This window comes from Corynebacterium sp. TAE3-ERU2 (assembly GCF_019209955.1).
Classification (GTDB): domain Bacteria; phylum Actinomycetota; class Actinomycetes; order Mycobacteriales; family Mycobacteriaceae; genus Corynebacterium; species Corynebacterium megadyptis.
This window is the reverse complement of record NZ_JAHUTL010000001.1, coordinates 258,339-276,095: the sequence shown is the minus strand read 5'-3', so window position 1 is coordinate 276,095 and position 17,757 is coordinate 258,339. Positions and strand designations below refer to the sequence as shown.

Genomic DNA, 17,757 nt, shown 5'->3' with positions numbered 1-17,757 from the left:
CCAGCACTGACCCGCGGGATGAGATGCCTATGCGGGTAGTAGACCTTTAACTGAGGAGAAGTTGTCTATCGTGTCCATCGCGTCTCTGTCCAAGAAGAGCGTCGTCGCAGCGCTGCTGGTGCTGCCTTTGACCTTGAGCGCCTGCAGCCGCGACGAGGAGGACTCGGCACCGAGCTCGTCCTCGAGCAGCAGTAGCCAATCCACCACCACAACAACCTCTACCTCCACGGCCACGCCGGAGCGCTCCGAGGAGGAGAAGGCCGAAGAGAACAAGGATAACCAGGCAGAGGACGCCCCCGCGGAGAATGAGCGCGAGCGGGTGCAGCAGGCCCAGCAGGAGCAGCTGGAGGCGGCCCGGCAGGCAGCCCAGCAGGCGGCCGCGGCGGCCCCTGACCAGCAGCCGATCGAGGGTGGACAGCCGGCCAATGAGAAAGACAAGCAGGAAATTGAGCAGCTCGTGCGCGGCTGGGGCGAGCAGACCACCCTGCGCTCCTTTATGGAATATGCCAATAACAACACCTGCCGGCGCGTGATTGAAAGCAATGGCGGCTATGCCGCGGGCGATCCTTCGAAGGTGCCGGATGTGTCGCTGCAGGATCAGCCCAATCTCAACCTTGGTGTGCAGGACGTCAGCGATATTCAGGTCAATGGCGATTCCGCGAGCGCACAGGTCACTCCGACCGGCCCGAATGCCGAAACCAGCACCATGCGCTTTGAACGCGAAGATGGCCGCTGGACCATGTGTAACTAGGTGGGCATGGCAGGATCGACTGGCGCCGCGTCTTCTCTGCGGCGCTATGTGAGCGAGCGCCCCGCTGTGCGCACGGCGCTCGGCAGCTTTGCCTTCGCGGTGGGGGTCAATGCCGCGTGGGCTCTTCCGTGGGGTCTGCTGCGCCCCGGCCAGCGGGTCACCGTGGCCGCTGATGGGCGGGTATACAGCGATGCCGCGGCCATTGCGCAGCAGTTTCCGCAGTATGCGCTGTGGGTTATCGCGAGTTCCGCGGTAGCGATGGTGCTGGGCATGGGCGCTTATCGACGCTGCCCAGCCGCCCCAAGCCTCTGGACCATGGCAGCCGTGGTGGGCAGCGCCGCCATCGGCGCCCTGATGGCTTTTGATCTCGGCAATTGGCTGGCCATGATCGCCCATCCGCTGCCCGACCTGCACGATGTTGAGGTGGGGGATAGTGCCATGATCGCTGTGACTCTCACCGGACGGGTGGGCGTGGTGGCCGCGGCCGGGGTGGCGGCGCTGTCCTATTGGGTGAGCGTCGGCGTCGGCGAGCAGCAGCCCGCAGCGGAGCAGTCCGCACCGGCCCGGCACTGAGCGCGGTGTTTCCTGCGGTAGAGGTATCGGGGGGCTACACCTGTACGGGGCGTAGAATGCCGATAGTTAAGGGTGGGCTCTTACAATAGCCCCACACGCCCGCCGAGCAGCCGATGAATTTAACGAAAGATGTGTGTGAGCGATGCTGCAGATTACTGACCTTCGTGGAACAACCCCCTCGACCCGCGAGCTGCGGGAGGCGCTGCCGCGCGGTGCCACTGATGTGGGCGCTGTTATCGAGACCGTCGCTCCCATGGTGGCCGACGTCCAGAAGCGCGGCGCCGCCGCGGCCTTAGATTATGGCGAGAAGTTCGATGGCATCCGCCCTGAGTCGGTGCGGGTGCCACAGGCGGTGATGCGCGAGGCCGCTGCCTCGCTGGAGCCGCAGGTGCGTTCTGCCCTCGACGAGGCCATTTCCCGTATTCGTCAGGTGCACGCCGCTCAGGTTCCACAGAGCAGCACCACGACCTTGGCTGATGGGGCCACGGTGACCGAGAAGTTCATTCCCGTCGAGCGGGTCGGGCTCTATGTGCCCGGCGGCAATGCCGTCTACCCCTCCTCGGTATTGATGAACGTCATCCCCGCCCAAGAGGCCGGGGTGAGCAGCCTGGTAGTGACCTCTCCGCCGCAACAGCAGTTCGGCGGCTGGCCACACCCCACCATCTTGGCTGCCTGTGAGCTGCTCGGGGTAGACGAGGTCTGGGCCGTTGGCGGTGGCCAAGCGGTGGCCCTGCTGGCCTATGGCGATGACAGCGCCGATCTGGAGCCGGTCGATATGATCACCGGCCCGGGCAATATCTTTGTCACCGCCGCTAAGCGCTTGGTGCGCGGCGTGGTGGGCATCGACTCCGAGGCCGGCCCCACCGAGATCGCCATCGTCGCCGATGACAGCGCCGATGCCGTGGAAGTGGCCTATGACTTGATCAGCCAGGCCGAACACGACGTGATGGCGGCGTCTGTATTAATTACTGATTCCGCAGAGTTCGCCGCCGCCGTCGACCGCGAGGTGGAGCAGCGTTATTCCGTGACGCTGAACTCCGAGCGCGTGGCCCAGGCCCTGCGTGGCGCCCAGTCCGGTATTGTGCTGGTCGATTCCATGGAGGAGGCGCTGCGCGCCGCCGACGCCTATGCGGCCGAGCACCTCGAGGTGCACACCCGCCAGTCCCGGGCGGATGCGGAGAAGATCCGCAACGCGGGGGCGATCTTTGTGGGCACCTATTCGCCGGTACCCTTGGGTGACTATGCGGCCGGGTCCAATCACGTGCTGCCCACCTCGGGGACGGCGCGACACAGCTCGGGGCTGTCTACCCACACCTTCCTGAAGGCCGTGAACCTCATCGAGTACAACGACGCGGCCTTGCGCGAGATCGGCCCCGCCGTGATCGCCCTCGCCGATGCCGAGGCCCTGCCCGCCCACGGTGAGGCCATCAAGGCCCGCACCGACGCAGCCACCGACTAAGAAGAAAGAGGCGTGAGACTTCATGGCAGCTTCCCACCCTTCGCTGAATGACTTGCCCTTACGCGATAGCCTGCGCGGGCAATCGCCGTATGGTGCGCCGCAGCTCGAGGTGCCGGTCGCACTCAACACCAATGAGAACCCCTATCCGCCCTCCGAGGCGATCGTCGCCGAGTTGCAGGAACGCCTCGCCGCCGATACTGCGCGACTCAACCGCTACCCGGAGCGAGACAGCGTGGAGCTGCGCACCGCGTTGGCCGAGTATTTCTCCCGCCAGACGGGGGTCGAGGTCACCGTAGACAATGTCTGGGCGGCCAATGGCTCTAATGAGGTGCTGCAGCAATTGCTGCTGGCCTTCGGTGGCCCCGGCCGGTCCGCCCTGGGCTTCCAGCCGAGCTACTCCATGCATCCGATTCTTTCCGAATCGACCATGACGGAGTTTCTCAACTGTCCCCGCGATGAGAATTTCGATATCGATATCGATCGGGCGCTCGCCGCGATCGCCGAGCACGCACCCAGCGTGGTGTTTGTGACCACCCCTAATAACCCCACGGGTGGGCTGACCTCGCTGGAGGATATTGCCACCATCATCGAGGCCACCGAGGGCGTGGTGATCGTGGACGAGGCCTATGCGGAGTTCTCCGATCAACCCTCGGCTGCCACGCTGCTTGATACCTATCCGGACAAGCTCGTGATCTCGCGGACGATGTCGAAGGCGTTCGACTTCGCTGGCGCCCGCGTGGGCTATTTTGTAGCCGCGCCCGCCTTTGTTGAGGCCGTGATGCTTACTCGTTTGCCCTATCACCTCTCCGTGCTCACCCAGTCCGCCGCGGTGGTGGCGCTGAAGCACTCCGAGGACACTTTGGCCACGGTCGCCACCCTTGCTGCGGAGCGCGATCGGGTGGCCGCAGAGCTGAAGGAGATCGGCTACGAGGTGGTTGATAGCTCCTCGAACTTCATTTTCTTCGGACGCTTCGCCGATGCCCACCAGGTGTGGCAGCAGTTCTTGGATCGGGGAGTGCTGATCCGGGACGTGGGCGTGGACGGTTTCTTGCGCGTGACCGTGGGCCTGCCGGAGGAAAATGATGCCTTCCTCGCCGCCGCACGCGAGATTCAGCAGAATATATAAGCAGAGTTCTCAGAACACGACACGCACACCATGCCGGTCCCAGCCACAGTGCTCGGGGCCGGCGTAAAGACCAAGGAGCACATCATGCCCGATCTCAGCCACAGCAGGGATCAGCGCATCAGCGCAGAAACCGCCGATAAGGAGCGCCGCGCTCGCATCGAGCGGGCCACCCAGGAATCCACCATCTCGGTGGAGTTGAACCTCGATGGCACCGGTAAGGCCGATATTTCCACCGAGCTGCCTTTCTTCGACCACATGCTGCACGCCTTTGCCAGCCACGGCAGCTTCGATCTTGAGGTGCGCGCCAAGGGCGATATTGAGGTCGATGCTCACCACACCGTGGAGGACACCGGCATCGTGCTCGGCACGGCCTTCGCGGAGGCGCTGGGAGATAAATCCGGTATTCGCCGCTTCGGCTCCTGCCAGCTGCCCATGGACGAGTCCCTGGTGGAGGGCATCGTGGATGTCTCCGGCCGCCCCTATTGCGTGATGAAGGGGGAGCCGGACCAGATGCTCACGGCGGTGATCGGCGGGCACTATCCCACCGTGATCAACCATCACTTCTTTGAAACCCTGGCCCTGAATGCGCGGATCGCGCTGCACGTGCGCTGCCACTATGGCCGCGACCCCCACCACATCACCGAGGCCGAATACAAGGCGGTGGCCCGCGCCCTGCGCCAGGCGGTGGAAAAGGATCCGCGCGTCAGCGGTGTGCCCTCGACCAAGGGAAGCCTGTAGATGCAGTTTTATGTTCTCGCCGCCGCCGATATGCAGCGAGACACGGGCACCTCGTGGTTGATATATCTGCTGTTCATGGTGGCTGGTTTGCTGGTCGGCGGCGCTATCTCGGCCTATAGGGCAGAGCAAAAAGTACTCACGATAGTCTTAGGTGTATTAGCCCTGATCGGCTTCGCTGGCGGGGTGTTGTGGATGATTGGAGAGTTAGGAGCCTAGATGAGCACTCGGGTACTTTCACGAGCAGAACTCGAAGAACTGCCCAGCATGTGGAAGTCGCCCGGGTTTATTGCCACGCTCATCGCAGTGGGCTCGGCCTTCGGCGCTTTCTCCATTCTGCTGCCGGTGGTGCCGCTGGCCGTTATTGATGCCGGTGGTTCCGACGCGCTTGCTGGTGCGACCACGGCCATCTTCATGGCCGCCACCGTGCTCACCCAATATTTCACTCCGCAGGCCATCCGCGCCCTCGGATACCGGCCGGTGATGGTGGCCTCGGCATTCATGCTCGGCGTGCCCGCTCTCGGCCACCTGCTGGGTATGACAGTGGTGCCGGCGCTGCTCTTTTCCGCCCTCCGCGGCGTGGGCTTCGGCGCTATCACGGTGGCCCAGGCAGCCCTCATCGCGGAGATCGTGCCGCTGCGTTTCCTGGGTAAGGCCTCCGGCATGCTGGGCGTGTGCGTCGGCTTATCGCAGATGGTCTTTTTGCCGATTGGCCTCGCGGTGGCCGATAATGTCAGCTTCACGGTGGTCTATATCATCGCCGCAGTGATCGGTGTTTCCGGCGCGGCGCTGTGCGTGCTCATTCCGCCGGTGCGGCCCAATCCCACCACGGATAACCAAGAGGAGTCCGAGGGCTTCAACCAGCGCGTCGCCACGTGGAAACTCATCACCGTGCCCGCCATCGCCATCTCCACGGTGGCCATGGGCTTCGGTGCGGTGTCCTCCTTCCTGCCGGCCGCGATCCGCGATATGGACCCCAACACGGGTGCGTTTATCGCCGGTATCGTGCTCTCGGTCGTCGGTGGCGCGCAGATGATCTTCCGCTTCCTCTCGGGCGTGGTGGCCGATCGCCGCGGCGAGGCCGGGGCCACCATGCGCCCCGCCCAGATTCTCTCTGCACTGGGCCTGGTTGCTATCGCCGTGATCATTATTTTCGAGTGGCCCAGCTGGCTGCTGCTCTTTGCGGCACTAGCCTTCGGTGGTGGCTTCGGCGCCATCCAAAACGAGGCCCTGCTGGCCATGTTCAACCGACTGCCGCGCTCGAAGGTCTCCGAAGCCTCCGCGCTGTGGAATATGTCCTATGACACCGGCACCGGCATGGGCTCCTTCGTACTCGGTATCGTGGCCGCCCGCGCCGCCTACCAGGACGCCTTTATCGTCGGCGCCGGCCTGGTCGTGGTGGGGCTGATGATCAGCTACGCCGATGCGGTGATGGGCCGGCATCGTATCGCCGAATATGGCAATACCCGCGCCCAGCTGCGCCAGGTGCCGGTGGCCCGCAAAGCCGTCTATGGCATGCGCAAGATCCGTCGCGTCGGCGCCAGTGCCGTGCCGGTGGAGGCGCTGCTGCGCCGCGCCCCGCGCCCCGGCGGCTGGAAGCGGGGAAAGAAAAACAAGAAGCGCGGCTAGGTTCGGCCACCGCAGGCTAGAATTCGTGGATGCGCCCGCCCCGCCGCTGCAGGGTGGCGTCGATAAGCACAAAACAAGGTGGAGACAACCTCATGACAACAACAGTGGCCATTCTGGACTATGGCGCCGGAAACCTGCGCTCGGCGCACCGAGCAATTGAACGCCACGGCGTGACCACGCTGGTCACCCATGATCCGCGCGAGGTGCTCGCCGCCGACGGCCTGCTCGTTCCCGGGGTCGGCGCCTATGCCGCCTGCATGGAGGGGCTGAAAAAGGTGCAGGGGCCGCGTTTGATCGGGGAGCGTCTCGCCGGGAGCCGGCCCGTGCTGGGTATTTGCGTCGGCATGCAGGTGATGTTTGCTCGCGGCGTCGAACATGGCGTGGATGCCGCGGGGCTGGGGGAGTGGCCGGGCACGGTGGAAAGGCTCGAGGCGGATGTATTGCCGCATATGGGCTGGAATACCGTCGAGGCCGATGCCGGCATGCGCATGTTTGACGGCATTGACCCAGCGGAGCGTTTCTACTTTGTGCACTCCTATGGCGTGCGCTCCTGGGAGATGCAGGTAGAAGAGCCCTTCCTGCCCCCGAAGCTCGCCTGGAGCGAGCACGGTGGCGATCGCATTCTTGCCGCCGTCGAAAACGGCCCGCTATGGGCCACCCAGTTCCACCCCGAGAAATCCGGCGACAGCGGCGCCGAGCTGCTGCGCAATTGGATTGCTACGCTCTAAGCTAATCCCCGCCCGGGCCCGAGTAGCGGCCACCGACTCTTCTCACGTGAAGGATCATTGATCGTCATGAGTTTTACTCTCATTCCCGCCGTCGACGTTGTAGATTCCCAGGCCGTGCGCCTGCACCAGGGCGAGGCTGGGACAGAGAAAAGCTATGGCAGCCCGCTCGAGGCGGCCCGCACCTGGCAGGAGCAGGGCGCCGAGTGGCTGCACTTTGTGGACCTCGACGCCGCCTTCAAGCGCGGCTCCAATCACGAGCTCATGGCAGAGGTGATTCGGGAGCTCGACATCAAGGTGGAGCTCACCGGCGGTATCCGCGACGATGCCTCGCTCGAGCGCGCCCTCGGCACCGGTGCCGCCCGCGTGAATATCGGTACCGCGGCGCTGGAAAACCCGGACTGGGCCGAGGCGGTGCTCGAGCGCTATGGCGAGGCGGTAGCGATCGGGCTGGATGTCAAGCACATCGATGGCGAGTGGCGCACCCGCGGCAATGGCTGGGTCTCCGATGGCGGCGATCTGTGGGAGGTTCTCGAGCGTTTCGACGCCGCCGGCTGTAGCCGCTTCGTCGTCACCGATGTATCCAAGGACGGCACCTTGACTGGGCCGAATATTGACCTGCTGCGCGATGTGGCCGCCGCTACCGATGCCTGCATCGTCGCTTCCGGCGGCATCTCCAGCATCGAGGATGTGCTGGCCGTGGCCCAGCACCGTGCCGAGGGCATCGACTCGGTGATCATCGGCAAGGCCCTCTACGAACACCGTTTTAGCCTCGCCGAGGTGCAGGCCGCCGTGGACGCGCTGGACTAGCGACGAGTACGGCACCGACACATCAGGATTGGGCGGAGACCACCATGGCGCAGACACCCCAGACGGACTATGACGCCCAGCAGCTCGAGCAGCTGCGCTGCACCGCGGAACGCATTCTGCAGCCGCTGCTGCCGGTCTTTCGCGGCGGGCTCGGCTCCCCGCCTGCCGTCACAAAGGCGCCGGGGGACTTCGCCACCGCCGTGGACTTGCAGCTCGAGCGCACGCTCAGCGAGGAACTTCTCGCCCACACTGGTATCGCCTGTGCCGGCGAAGAATTTGGCGCGGTGCGCGACTACGCAGCAGCCGCCACGACCCCCGGCCCGCAATGGGTGATCGACCCCATCGACGGCACCTCCAACTACTCCGCAGGCAACCCGCAGTGCGCGATTCTGGTCAGCCTCATCGTCGGCGGGCAGGCCGTGGTGGGCCTGACCGCACTGCCCGCCACCGGGGAGCTGCTCTCCGCCACGACCCACTCGGGGGTGTATCTCAACGGGGTGGCGGCGCCGCAGCCGGCAGAGCATGTGCGCTCGATCACCCAATTCGGGTTCGGCTCCATTGTCTCGCCCCGCGATTCCCGCTTCCCCACGACACTGCGCCACGCCCTGCTCGGGGAACTCATCACCCGTTTCCCGCGGCTGCGCATCAGCGGCTCGGTAGGTGTGGATCTCGCCTATACCGCACTTGGCCGCTTCGGCGGGGCCGTGAGCTTTAGCCCCCACCCGTGGGATAACGCCGCCGGCTATGTGCTCAACACCGCGGCGGGCAATGTGGTCACCGATCTTGGCGGCACGCCGTGGCGGCCCGGGGGCATCGGCATGGTGGCCGCCACCCCGGAAATCCACGAGGTGGTCATGGACGTCATCCGGCAGGCCGGCTAGGGGCGCATCAAGGCAGCCGGGTGCAGCCGGCGGGCCGCAGCTGCTGGTGGCTGGAGGATGGCGTCGATAAGCCCCCACCCCGTACGCGGTGTACCGGCCGGTGCGTGGGAGACTGATAACGAGAATTCAACTACAGTCAAAAACTCTGTAATCGTGAACAACAATCGTGGGTAAGGACGAACAACCGTGGGCGTAGCAGTGCGAGTGATTCCGTGTCTGGATGTGGATCAAGGGCGCGTAGTAAAAGGCGTGAACTTTCAGGGGCTGCGCGATGCCGGCGACCCCGTGGAACTCGCGGCCCGCTATGACGCCGAGGGAGCAGACGAACTCACCTTCCTCGACGTGTCCGCCTCGACCGCCGGCCGCGGCACCATGCTCGACGTGGTGCGCCGCACCGCCGATCAAGTGTTCATCCCCCTCACCGTTGGTGGCGGGGTGCGCAGCGTGGAGGATGTGGACCAGCTGCTGCGCGCCGGGGCGGACAAGGTGAGCGTGAATACCGCCGCGATTGCCCGGCCCGAGCTGCTCACCGAATTGGCGGAAACCTTTGGTTCCCAATGCGTGGTCCTCAGCCTCGATGCCCGTCGCGTGCCCGCCGGTGGCACCCCGCAGCCCAGCGGGTTTGAGGTGACTACGCATGGCGGCACGCGCTCAGCCGAGATCGACGCTATCGAGTGGGCCCGCGAGGCCGAGCGCCGCGGGGTAGGGGAGATCCTGCTGAATTCCATGGATGGCGATGGCACCAAGGCCGGCTTCGATACCGAGCTGATCCGCCTCGTCCGCGATGCCGTGTCCGTGCCCGTGATTGCCTCCGGTGGTGCCGGAAGCGCCGAACATTTCCCGCCCGCCATTGAGGCCGGCGCCGATGCGGTGCTCGCGGCCAGCATTTTCCATTTCCAAGAAGTCAGCATTGCCTCCTGCAAGCAGGCGCTTATCGACGCCAACCTGGAGGTGCGCACCAGCCGGGGCGGCGGCGTCGCCCCGGCCGCGCAGCCCGCTGCAGCCGAGGAGGACGATGATGCCAAGTAGCAATCCCGCCGATTATGAGCTGGACCCCGCCGTCGCCGCCCAGGTGCGCTTTAATGCCGATGGCCTCGTTCCCGTGGTGGTGCAGGAGGAACGCGGCGAGGAAGTATTGATGATGGCGTGGATGGACGCGCACGCGCTGGCCTATACCTTGGCCTCGCGTCGCGGCACCTACTATTCCCGCTCCCGTCAGGAGTATTGGATCAAGGGGCTCACCAGCGGGCATGTGCAAAAAGTGGTCTCGCTGGCCGCGGATTGCGATGGCGATACCCTCTTGATGCGCGTGCACCAGACCGGCGCCGCCTGCCACACCGGTAGCCGTACCTGCTTCGATGACCGTGAGCTCAGCTTCGGCTGCGCGCTCGAGGATGCAGAAGGAGAACAGCAGTGAGCTCGCGCAGCACAGCCCAGCGCCCCGCCAAGTACTGGATGGCCTTGGGGGCGATTGCCCTGGGCGCCGTGGTGGCGTGGGTATCCACCCGCATGGTGTGGGTGAGCGTCGAGAGCTTCGACGATAAATCCGGAGCAGCCTCCTTCGAGATCCTCGGCGCCACGTGGTCGACAGAGCTGGCCGCCATCGCCCTGCTCTTTCTCGCCTCGGTGGTAGCGGCGGCGGTCTTGCGTCCCCTCGTGCGCCGCGTCATTGGTGGCGTGGTGGCTGTGGCTGGGGTAGTCGGCGGCTATGCCCCGCTCAGCGTGCTGGGAGGCGAGCCGGACCCCTCGCGGGCGCGGGCGCTGCTGCTCGCGGACTCCCACGATGCGGGCGCCTCCGCGGCCGGCACCTCGCAGCAGGTACAGACACTCACCGAGTGGGCCAGCATCCAAGCCGTTGATAGCTCCACCCTCGGCCCCGCATTGGCGCTGGTGGCCTGCGCCAGCGCGGTCTTCGGTGGCGTGTTGTTGCTGCTGCAGCCAGGGCAGGCACGCGCGGCGTCGAATAAATACGAGAAGCGGGCGGCGCGGCGCGAAAAACTTGGCGAGGATCTGCGGGAATCCCCCGATTCCGGGCGCGTGATGTGGGATGCCCTCGATGAAGATATTGATCCCACCGAGGCCCCGGACACCACCGACGAGGACAAGGACGCAGGCACCACATCCACCTCTTAAGTTCTCTGCATAACTCCGTATAGAGGTGCCGTGAACTGGGAAAATAGGGGTAATTTAGGGATAGCCCGTGGCAGGCTATAGCCTAAAAGAGTTAATTCCAGGGCGGTGGTGCGATTCTTATACAGGCCACCACAGCCGCCGGACACACTCGAAGGACACGGCATGGTTTCGGAGATCGAGCGCATTCTCGCTGGCGTCAGCGAGGACGTGAAGGCGCGCGAGCACCACCTGCCCTTTAAAGAGATCAAAAGGCTGTCCTTCTCGGCGCCGAAGCCGCGAGACGCCCGCGTCGCCCTCTCCCAACCGGGATGCTCCATTATTGCCGAGCTGAAGCGTGCCGTGCCCAATAAGGGCGAGCTCGCCGCCATCGAACACCCCGCGCTCTTGGCCCAGCAGTTTGAGCGCGAGGGGGCGCGTATCATTTCCTGCCAGACCGAGCGCCGCCGCTTCAACGGCGATCTGCGTGATGTGCGCGCGGTGAAACAAGCAGTGGATGTGCCGGTGATGGCCAAGGACTTCATCATTGACCCCTACCAGATCCACGAGGCCCGCTACTTCGGCGCCGACGTGGTGCCGTTGATTGCCGCCATCTTGGATCAGCACCGGCTGGAGGCGCTGCTCGATCGTATCGAATCCCTGGGCATGACCGCGTTGGTCGAGGTCAACACCCGCGAAGAAGCAAGCCGGGCGGTGCAGGCCGGGGCCACGCTCATCGGGGTGAATGCCCGGTCCATGGATACTTTCGAGCTCAACCCCACGGCCTTTTCTGAGATCGCCCCCGGCCTGCCCAGCGGGGTGGTGCGCATCGCCATGTCGGGCGTCGATACCCCGCAGCAGCTGATGACCTACGCCGGCTGGGGCGCGGATGCGGTGATCATTTCCACCTCCTTGGTCACCCATGAGGACCCCGCGGGGCTGTGTCGTAAACTGGTGGCAGCCGGACAGCATCCGGCGTGTCCCTCCACCCGCTAGCAACTCACGAAGCGAGATCCCACACGGTGCTAGACCAGTTTATTTCCGCCGGCTTGCCGTCTGCGCTTTTCGCGGGCGACCTCGGCCGCCTAAGCGCGGGGCTGACCCGTGCCATTCCCTCCCCGCCGCAGGGCGTATGGCAGCTCGGCCCCATTCCCGTGCGCGCCTATGCGCTCTGCATTATTGCCGGCATCGTGGCGGCGCTGCTGCTGACCAAAAAGCGCTATCAGGATCGCGGCGGCGATGGGGAGGTCGTCTATGATGCGGCACTCGTGGCAGTGCCCAGCGGCATCATCGGCGGCCGCGTCTATCACGTGATCACCGATCACGATAAGTACTTCTGCGAGAGCTGTTCTCCCATCGACGCGCTGAAAATCACCAATGGCGGACTGGGCATTTGGGGCGCAATTGCCCTCGGCACCATTGCCGTGGCGGTGTATTTCCGCATGAAGAAGATCCCGCTCGCCCCCTTTGCCGATGCCGTCGCCCCCGGCATCATCCTGGCCCAGGCCATCGGCCGCCTCGGCAATTGGTTCAACCAAGAGCTCTATGGCTATCCCACCGATGTGCCCTGGGCGCTGGAGATCTATGAGCGCGTCGACGCCACTGGCATGCTCGCGCCGGTCACGGGCCGCTCCACCGGCGAGGTGCTGGCCACCGTGCACCCGACGTTCCTCTACGAGCTGCTGTGGAACCTCATCATCTTCGCCCTATTGCTGTGGGCAGATAAGCGCTTCTCGCTGCGCGGCGGCCAGGTATTCGCACTCTATGTGGCCGGCTATACCGCAGGCCGCTTCGTCATCGAGCTGATGCGCTCGGATGCGGCCACCCATATCTTTGGCCTGCGGGTCAATACCGTTGTCTCCGCTGTGGTGTTCCTCGCCGCAGTGCTCGTCTTCATCATGATGCGGGCGCGGCAACGCCACCGCGACGCCGCGCAGACCCAGACCGCTGCGGTGGAGTCCCCACAGAGCACGCTCTGAGGCGCCAGCAGGGCCACTTAGCCGAGAGCACAGAGACCGCACTCACCACATGGTGGGTGCGTTTTATGTCTCGGCTGTGTTCGCCTGCGGCGGTGGTGCGGTGGTGCTGTAGGCGGCAGTGCGATGACGGTGCGGCGACGGTGTAGGCGGTGGTGCGTGCCAGTGTGATCAACTTCGCCAGAGAGGGTGGCTGTGGCCACATCTCGCACATCACGGGGCGGCATGGACCCAGATCACAATGTGGTTTTGTGCCTGTTTGACCTGCATTTGTGTGGTTTTGTGGACATTTCTGTGGATAAAACAACAGGGCGGTGTGGGCTTCAGCGGGGCTGTTAGTGCGTCTTCCAGCGCTTTCTCCACAGCGGCGTGTGTAGCCGGATTGCGCTAGGAGCACTACAGTGGGGAAGCGTGAATAGGAGAACGAAAATCGTATGTACCCTCGGTCCCGCCGTTGCTAGTGAGGAGGGCATTCTTGAGCTCGTCAAATCTGGCATGGACGTGGCTCGCCTGAATTTCTCGCACGGTGATCACTCCGACCATGAACAGAACTATCGCTGGGTCCGTGAGGCCACCGATAAGACTGGTCACGCTGTCGGCATCCTCGCCGACCTGCAGGGCCCCAAGATCCGCCTCGGCCGTTTCATCGACGGCTCCACTATGTGGGAGACCGGCGAAACCGTCCGCATCACTGTGGACGATGTGCAGGGCACCCACGACCGCGTGTCCACCACCTACAAGAACCTGGCCAATGACGCCAAGCCGGGTGACCGCCTGCTGGTCGATGACGGCAAGGTCGGCCTCGTCTGCATCGAGGTCGATGGCAACGACGTCGTCTGCGAGGTCACCGAAGGTGGCCCAGTGTCCAACAACAAGGGTGTCTCCCTGCCCGGTATGGATATCTCCGTGCCGGCCCTGTCCGAGAAAGACATCAAGGACCTGCGCTTCGCGCTGAACCTGGGCGTGGACTTCATCGCCCTGTCCTTCGTGCGCTCCCCGGCCGACGTCGAGCTCGTGCACAAGGTCATGGATGAGGAGGGCCGCCGCGTCCCCGTCATCGCCAAGCTGGAAAAGCCCGAGGCCGTTGAGGCTCTCGAGTCCGTGGTGCTGGCCTTCGACGCCATCATGGTTGCCCGTGGTGACCTCGGCGTGGAGGTGCCGCTGGAGGAGGTGCCGCTGGTTCAGAAGCGCGCCATCCAGATCGCACGCGAAAACGCTAAGCCGGTGATCGTGGCTACCCAGATGCTGGATTCCATGATCGAAAACTCCCGCCCGACCCGCGCCGAGGCCTCCGACGTGGCCAACGCCGTGCTGGATGGTGCGGATGCCGTCATGCTCTCCGGTGAAACCTCCGTTGGTGTGGATCCGCACAACGTGGTGCGCACCATGTCCCGCATCGTGCGGGTCGCGGAAAAGGACGGCGATGTGCCGCAGCTGACGCACGTTCCGCGCACCAAGCGTGGCGTGATCACCTACTCGGCCCGCGATATCGCCCAGCGTCTGAACGCCAAGGCTCTGGTGGCCTTCACCACCTCCGGCGATACCGCGAAGCGCCTGGCTCGCCTGCGCTGCCCGCTGCCGCTGTTGGTCTTCACCCCCGACCCGGCCGTGCGTTCGCAGCTGGCATTGTCCTGGGGTGCGGAGACCTTCCTGACCGAAACCGTCCACGACACCGATGAGATGATGGTGGCCGTCGACGAGGCGCTGCTGTCGATGAGCGAGTACGACCGCGATGATGTGATGGTGGTTGTTGCCGGTACTCCTCCCGGAATCCCCGGTAACACCAACATGATCCAGGTGCACCTGCTCGGCGATAACACCCGCTCCACCAAGCGTGAGAGCGAGAGCGACGCCACCCTGGTATCGGAGACCCCCTCCACCGCCACCAGCACCGGCACGACGAGCTCGACCGCGAAGTAGCCTGCGCCTGCCGTAAGTGTCCGCCCCGGCTGGCACTAGGGCGGCTGGCTGCGGTTACTACCGCACTACATAACACAGACCACCGATCCTCTCCCATGACAGGAGTGGGGATCGGTGGTCTGTGGCGTCTGCGGCCCCCGTCTCAACAGGGGCGGTGGCCGATGGTGTTACTTCCGCAGCTCGTGGGCGCGGTGTGCGGCCTCGGCGTCGGGGAGGTTCGCGGATTCCACCACGGCCTCTGAGCGCACCTCGGTGGGATCGGAGGGGAGATTCTTCGGCAGATTCGCCTCGTCCGGGCGCTGAATGGTGGCCTCGGATTTATCGTCTACCAAGTAGGTGAGCACGGCACACAGCGCGGCCTTGGTGGAGGCCTCCACAGAAGGCTCATAATCCGGGAGGAAGTCGCCGGCGTGATTGACGGGAATGTCCTCGATAGTGTCCTCGGCGAGCGCCTTCTCCCACTGCTCGCGGGGAGTGATACCCACCAGCCAGAAGAAGTAGGGGGCGCCGAAGGCGCGGGGGATATTGGTGAAATCCTCCGAGGCAGTCCAGCGTTTTGCGTCCACGCTCTCCTCGCCGAAGACCTCGTCGAAGGTATAGCGCACATGCGAATACACCACGGGATCATTCTCGGTGAGTTCGCCGTGATTGGAGAAACGGAACTCGGGGGCGCGCTCGCACCCGGAGGCCTGGCATTCGCCGTGCACCACGCGCTTAATGGCTTGGTAGGTCTTGCGCTTGACCTCGTTGTCGTAGAAGCGGCAGTTGAGCACCAAGGTGGCTTCGCCCGGCACCGTGTTATTGGTGTGCCCGGAAATCAGGGAGCCGACGGTGATCACAGCGAAGTCATTGGGGTTGATCTCGCGTCCCACGATTCCTTGGAGTCGCACCACGATCATCGACGCTAGGTAGGTGGGGTCGATGGAGTTGTGCGGCATCGAACCGTGCGCGGACTTGCCGTAGAGCTTGATGGTGATGGTGTCGCATGCAGCAAGTGCCGCTCCGGGGCGGGACAGGATGCGGCCAGCGGGACCGGCGATCACGTGCTGGCCAAAGCACACATCGGGCTTCGGGATGATATCGGCGAGGCCATCATTGACCATCGCCGCCGCGCCCACCGAGATCTCTTCAGCCGGCTGGAAGAGCGCCACGAAGGTACCGGACCAGCTATCGCGGGTGGAGTCCATGACGGCGCAGGCGCCGAGCAGGGCGGTGGTGTGCATGTCGTGCCCGCAGGCGTGCATGATCGGGGTTTCCACCCCAGACTCACGCACCCGCGTGCGGGTGGAGGCGTAAATGGCGCCGGAGGTTTCCTTCACCGGCAGCGCATCGAAGTCGGCGCGGAACAGCGCGGTGGGGCCATCACCATTGCGGAAAATAGCCACGATGCCGTGGCCACCGATGCCGGTGTGTACCTCGCAGTCGAAGTTGCGTAGGTGCGCGGCGATCTTACGGGCGGTTTCCACCTCAAATCCGGAGAGCTCCGGATTGGCGTGCATGTCCTGGTAGAAGGCTTTCTGCCAGTCGAGTTTCACCCCGTGATTATCAATAATGTTCTTGATAGTCCGGCTCTTATCGCGCGCATGCGCCGAGGCGGCTGTGGTGTCATTCACGGGGGTACTAGGTTCCTTTCGCAGGTTGCGTGCACTGGGTGTTCTCGCCCCCTTTTCCCTCGCTCGCCGTCCGCCGCGGACGGTGGTGGGGCAAGCAAAAAGCCCCGAGGGGGCAACTATGGGAAAAGAAGGTATAGTGCCATCAACCCTAGAGGCGCAGGCAGCGCGGCACAAGGGGTTATGCACCCCCTATGGCTCCTAGCCAAGCGATAGGGGGTGGGGAATGCCCCAGCTAGCTACGCTTGGCGCGGGCGAACCACAGGGCGGTTCCCGCTGCTCCCATCGCGCCGAGCACGCCCAGCGTCCAGGCCGCAGCCGAGAGGCTGACGAGGCTGCCGATGAAACCTGCGGCCGGGTAGGTAAGCAGATAGCAGGCGTGAGACGCGCTGAACTGGGTGGCGAACACGGCGGTGCGGTTATCGACGGTGCTGTGGCGGCGCAGCAGCCGCGAACTCGGGGTAGCAATGAGCGCGGCGCTTGCGCCGAGCAGGGCCCAGAGCAGACACATCAACCACCACGCGGCCGAACCGTGGAGGGCGAGCGCAACCGCCGCGAGGAGCAGTGGCGCGCTGATGGCGCCGAGGACTATGACCGTGGTGTCTACTGCGTAGTGCAGCAGCCGCGGCAGCACGAGAGCAATAAACATCGAGCCGGCGCCGAAGAAGGCGAGCAAGATACCGAGATCGGACTCCGGCCGCTGCAGTTGATCGCGCACCACCACCACGGTGTTGATGATGACCATGGCCCCGACTGCGGCCACGGTGAGATTCGACCAGGCCACGCCGCGCAGTTCTGGGGTGCGCCGGAAGATGCGGGCCCCGGCGAGGGGGCGGCGGAAGATGGATTCGGTGCGGTCGATCTCGAGGGTGCGGCGATACTCCTCGATGTGAGTGCTGAGAATGAGCGCGGCGGAGCAGGCAAAGCCGATGATCGTGCCGAGGAAGAGCAAGTGATAGCTCATCACGGCCAGCAGCGCGGCGGCGAGAAGCGGCGAAAGCACCGACTCCAAATCGTAGGCCAGGCGAGACAGGGACAGTGCCTGCGTGTAGTCCTCTTCATCGGGCAGCACATCGGGGATGAGGGCCTGGAAGGTCGGGGTGAAGGTGGCCGAGGCGGCCTGCAGGATAAAGATGAGGATATAGATTTGCCATGTCTCGGTGACAAAAGGCAGGCCACAGGCAATGAGGCCGCGCACCACATCCGCCGAAACCAGCACTACCTTAGGATTCCACCCCGCGAGCAGCGTGGTGGCTACGGGGGAGAGCAGCACATAGGCAATAATCTTGATGCTCAGCGCGGTGCCCAGCACGCTGCCGGCTTGGCTGCCGGCGATATCGAAGGCGAGTAGGCCCAGGGCAACGGTGAGCAATCCCGTGCCCACGAGAGCAATAACTTGGGCCCCGAAAAGCCGAGCGTAGCGGTGATTGCGAAGAACAGAAAGCATGACGGT

At 64.5% G+C, this 17,757-nt stretch carries 17 protein-coding genes and 1 pseudogene; 16 read left to right on the top strand and 2 right to left on the bottom strand.

All coding sequences use genetic code 11. The features are described from left to right. Window positions 1-70: 70 nt before the first annotated feature. From KRX12_RS01185 to pyk, 16 genes and pseudogenes are all read left to right on the top strand, one after another. Window positions 71-751: a hypothetical protein gene (locus tag KRX12_RS01185; protein WP_218365443.1), complete on the top strand. Its 681-nt coding sequence runs from the start codon at window positions 71-73 to the stop codon at window positions 749-751. Window positions 752-757: 6 nt separating this feature from the next. After that, window positions 758-1,324: a hypothetical protein gene (locus tag KRX12_RS01180; protein ID WP_218363884.1), complete on the top strand. Its 567-nt coding sequence runs from the start codon at window positions 758-760 to the stop codon at window positions 1,322-1,324. Between the two features lie 142 nt (window positions 1,325-1,466). After that, window positions 1,467-2,783 (top strand): histidinol dehydrogenase, encoded by a 1,317-nt coding sequence (gene hisD / locus KRX12_RS01175; RefSeq protein WP_218365442.1) that lies wholly within the window; start codon window positions 1,467-1,469, stop codon window positions 2,781-2,783. Between the two features lie 22 nt (window positions 2,784-2,805). Continuing rightward, window positions 2,806-3,909: a histidinol-phosphate transaminase gene (locus KRX12_RS01170; protein WP_218365441.1), complete on the top strand. Its 1,104-nt coding sequence runs from the start codon at window positions 2,806-2,808 to the stop codon at window positions 3,907-3,909. Between the two features lie 84 nt (window positions 3,910-3,993). After that, on the top strand, window positions 3,994-4,647 hold the full coding sequence (gene hisB / locus KRX12_RS01165; protein ID WP_225976683.1) for an imidazoleglycerol-phosphate dehydratase HisB: 654 nt from the start codon (window positions 3,994-3,996) through the stop codon (window positions 4,645-4,647). 30 nt (window positions 4,648-4,677) lie between these two features. Next, entirely contained in the window at window positions 4,678-4,863 is a 186-nt protein-coding gene (locus KRX12_RS01160) for a hypothetical protein (RefSeq protein WP_369408538.1), read from the top strand. Next, entirely contained in the window at window positions 4,864-6,273 is a 1,410-nt protein-coding gene (locus tag KRX12_RS01155; RefSeq protein ID WP_218365440.1) for an MFS transporter, read from the top strand. It begins immediately after the preceding gene. Between the two features lie 92 nt (window positions 6,274-6,365). Next, on the top strand, window positions 6,366-7,001 hold the full coding sequence (gene hisH / locus KRX12_RS01150; protein ID WP_151530320.1) for an imidazole glycerol phosphate synthase subunit HisH: 636 nt from the start codon (window positions 6,366-6,368) through the stop codon (window positions 6,999-7,001). Window positions 7,002-7,067: 66 nt separating this feature from the next. Next, window positions 7,068-7,808, top strand: coding sequence for a bifunctional 1-(5-phosphoribosyl)-5-((5-phosphoribosylamino)methylideneamino)imidazole-4-carboxamide isomerase/phosphoribosylanthranilate isomerase PriA (gene priA / locus KRX12_RS01145; protein WP_218365439.1), 741 nt, complete (start codon window positions 7,068-7,070; stop codon window positions 7,806-7,808). A 44-nt stretch (window positions 7,809-7,852) separates the two neighbouring features. Further along, on the top strand, window positions 7,853-8,689 hold the full coding sequence (locus KRX12_RS01140; protein WP_218365438.1) for an inositol monophosphatase: 837 nt from the start codon (window positions 7,853-7,855) through the stop codon (window positions 8,687-8,689). 186 nt (window positions 8,690-8,875) lie between these two features. Continuing rightward, window positions 8,876-9,718, top strand: coding sequence for an imidazole glycerol phosphate synthase subunit HisF (gene hisF, locus KRX12_RS01135; RefSeq protein ID WP_218365437.1), 843 nt, complete (start codon window positions 8,876-8,878; stop codon window positions 9,716-9,718). Beyond that, the gene (hisI, locus tag KRX12_RS01130; RefSeq protein WP_218364348.1) at window positions 9,708-10,106 is read left to right on the top strand and encodes a phosphoribosyl-AMP cyclohydrolase; all 399 of its coding nucleotides are present in this window, start codon (window positions 9,708-9,710) and stop codon (window positions 10,104-10,106) included. Before hisF ends, hisI begins: the two co-directional genes overlap by 11 nt. Further along, complete coding sequence (locus KRX12_RS01125) at window positions 10,103-10,822, top strand: TIGR02234 family membrane protein (RefSeq protein WP_370625509.1); 720 nt, start codon at window positions 10,103-10,105, stop codon at window positions 10,820-10,822. The genes hisI and KRX12_RS01125 overlap by 4 nt, the downstream gene beginning before the upstream one ends. Before the next feature lie 162 nt (window positions 10,823-10,984). Next, window positions 10,985-11,794 (top strand): indole-3-glycerol phosphate synthase TrpC, encoded by an 810-nt coding sequence (trpC, locus tag KRX12_RS01120; RefSeq protein ID WP_218365436.1) that lies wholly within the window; start codon window positions 10,985-10,987, stop codon window positions 11,792-11,794. Between the two features lie 101 nt (window positions 11,795-11,895). Then, the gene (gene lgt / locus KRX12_RS01115) at window positions 11,896-12,777 is read left to right on the top strand and encodes a prolipoprotein diacylglyceryl transferase (RefSeq protein ID WP_218364344.1); all 882 of its coding nucleotides are present in this window, start codon (window positions 11,896-11,898) and stop codon (window positions 12,775-12,777) included. 408 nt (window positions 12,778-13,185) lie between these two features. Further along, window positions 13,186-14,607: pseudogene (gene pyk / locus KRX12_RS01110) on the top strand (pyruvate kinase); the annotation flags it as partial. A 254-nt stretch (window positions 14,608-14,861) separates the two neighbouring features. Here pyk and KRX12_RS01105 read toward each other — a convergent pair. Both KRX12_RS01105 and KRX12_RS01100 read right to left on the bottom strand, forming a co-directional pair. Beyond that, window positions 14,862-16,307: an amidohydrolase gene (locus tag KRX12_RS01105; RefSeq protein ID WP_370625159.1), complete on the bottom strand. Its 1,446-nt coding sequence runs from the start codon at window positions 16,305-16,307 to the stop codon at window positions 14,862-14,864. 232 nt (window positions 16,308-16,539) lie between these two features. Continuing rightward, entirely contained in the window at window positions 16,540-17,751 is a 1,212-nt protein-coding gene (locus KRX12_RS01100; RefSeq protein WP_218365435.1) for an MFS transporter, read from the bottom strand. Window positions 17,752-17,757: the final 6 nt, after the last annotated feature.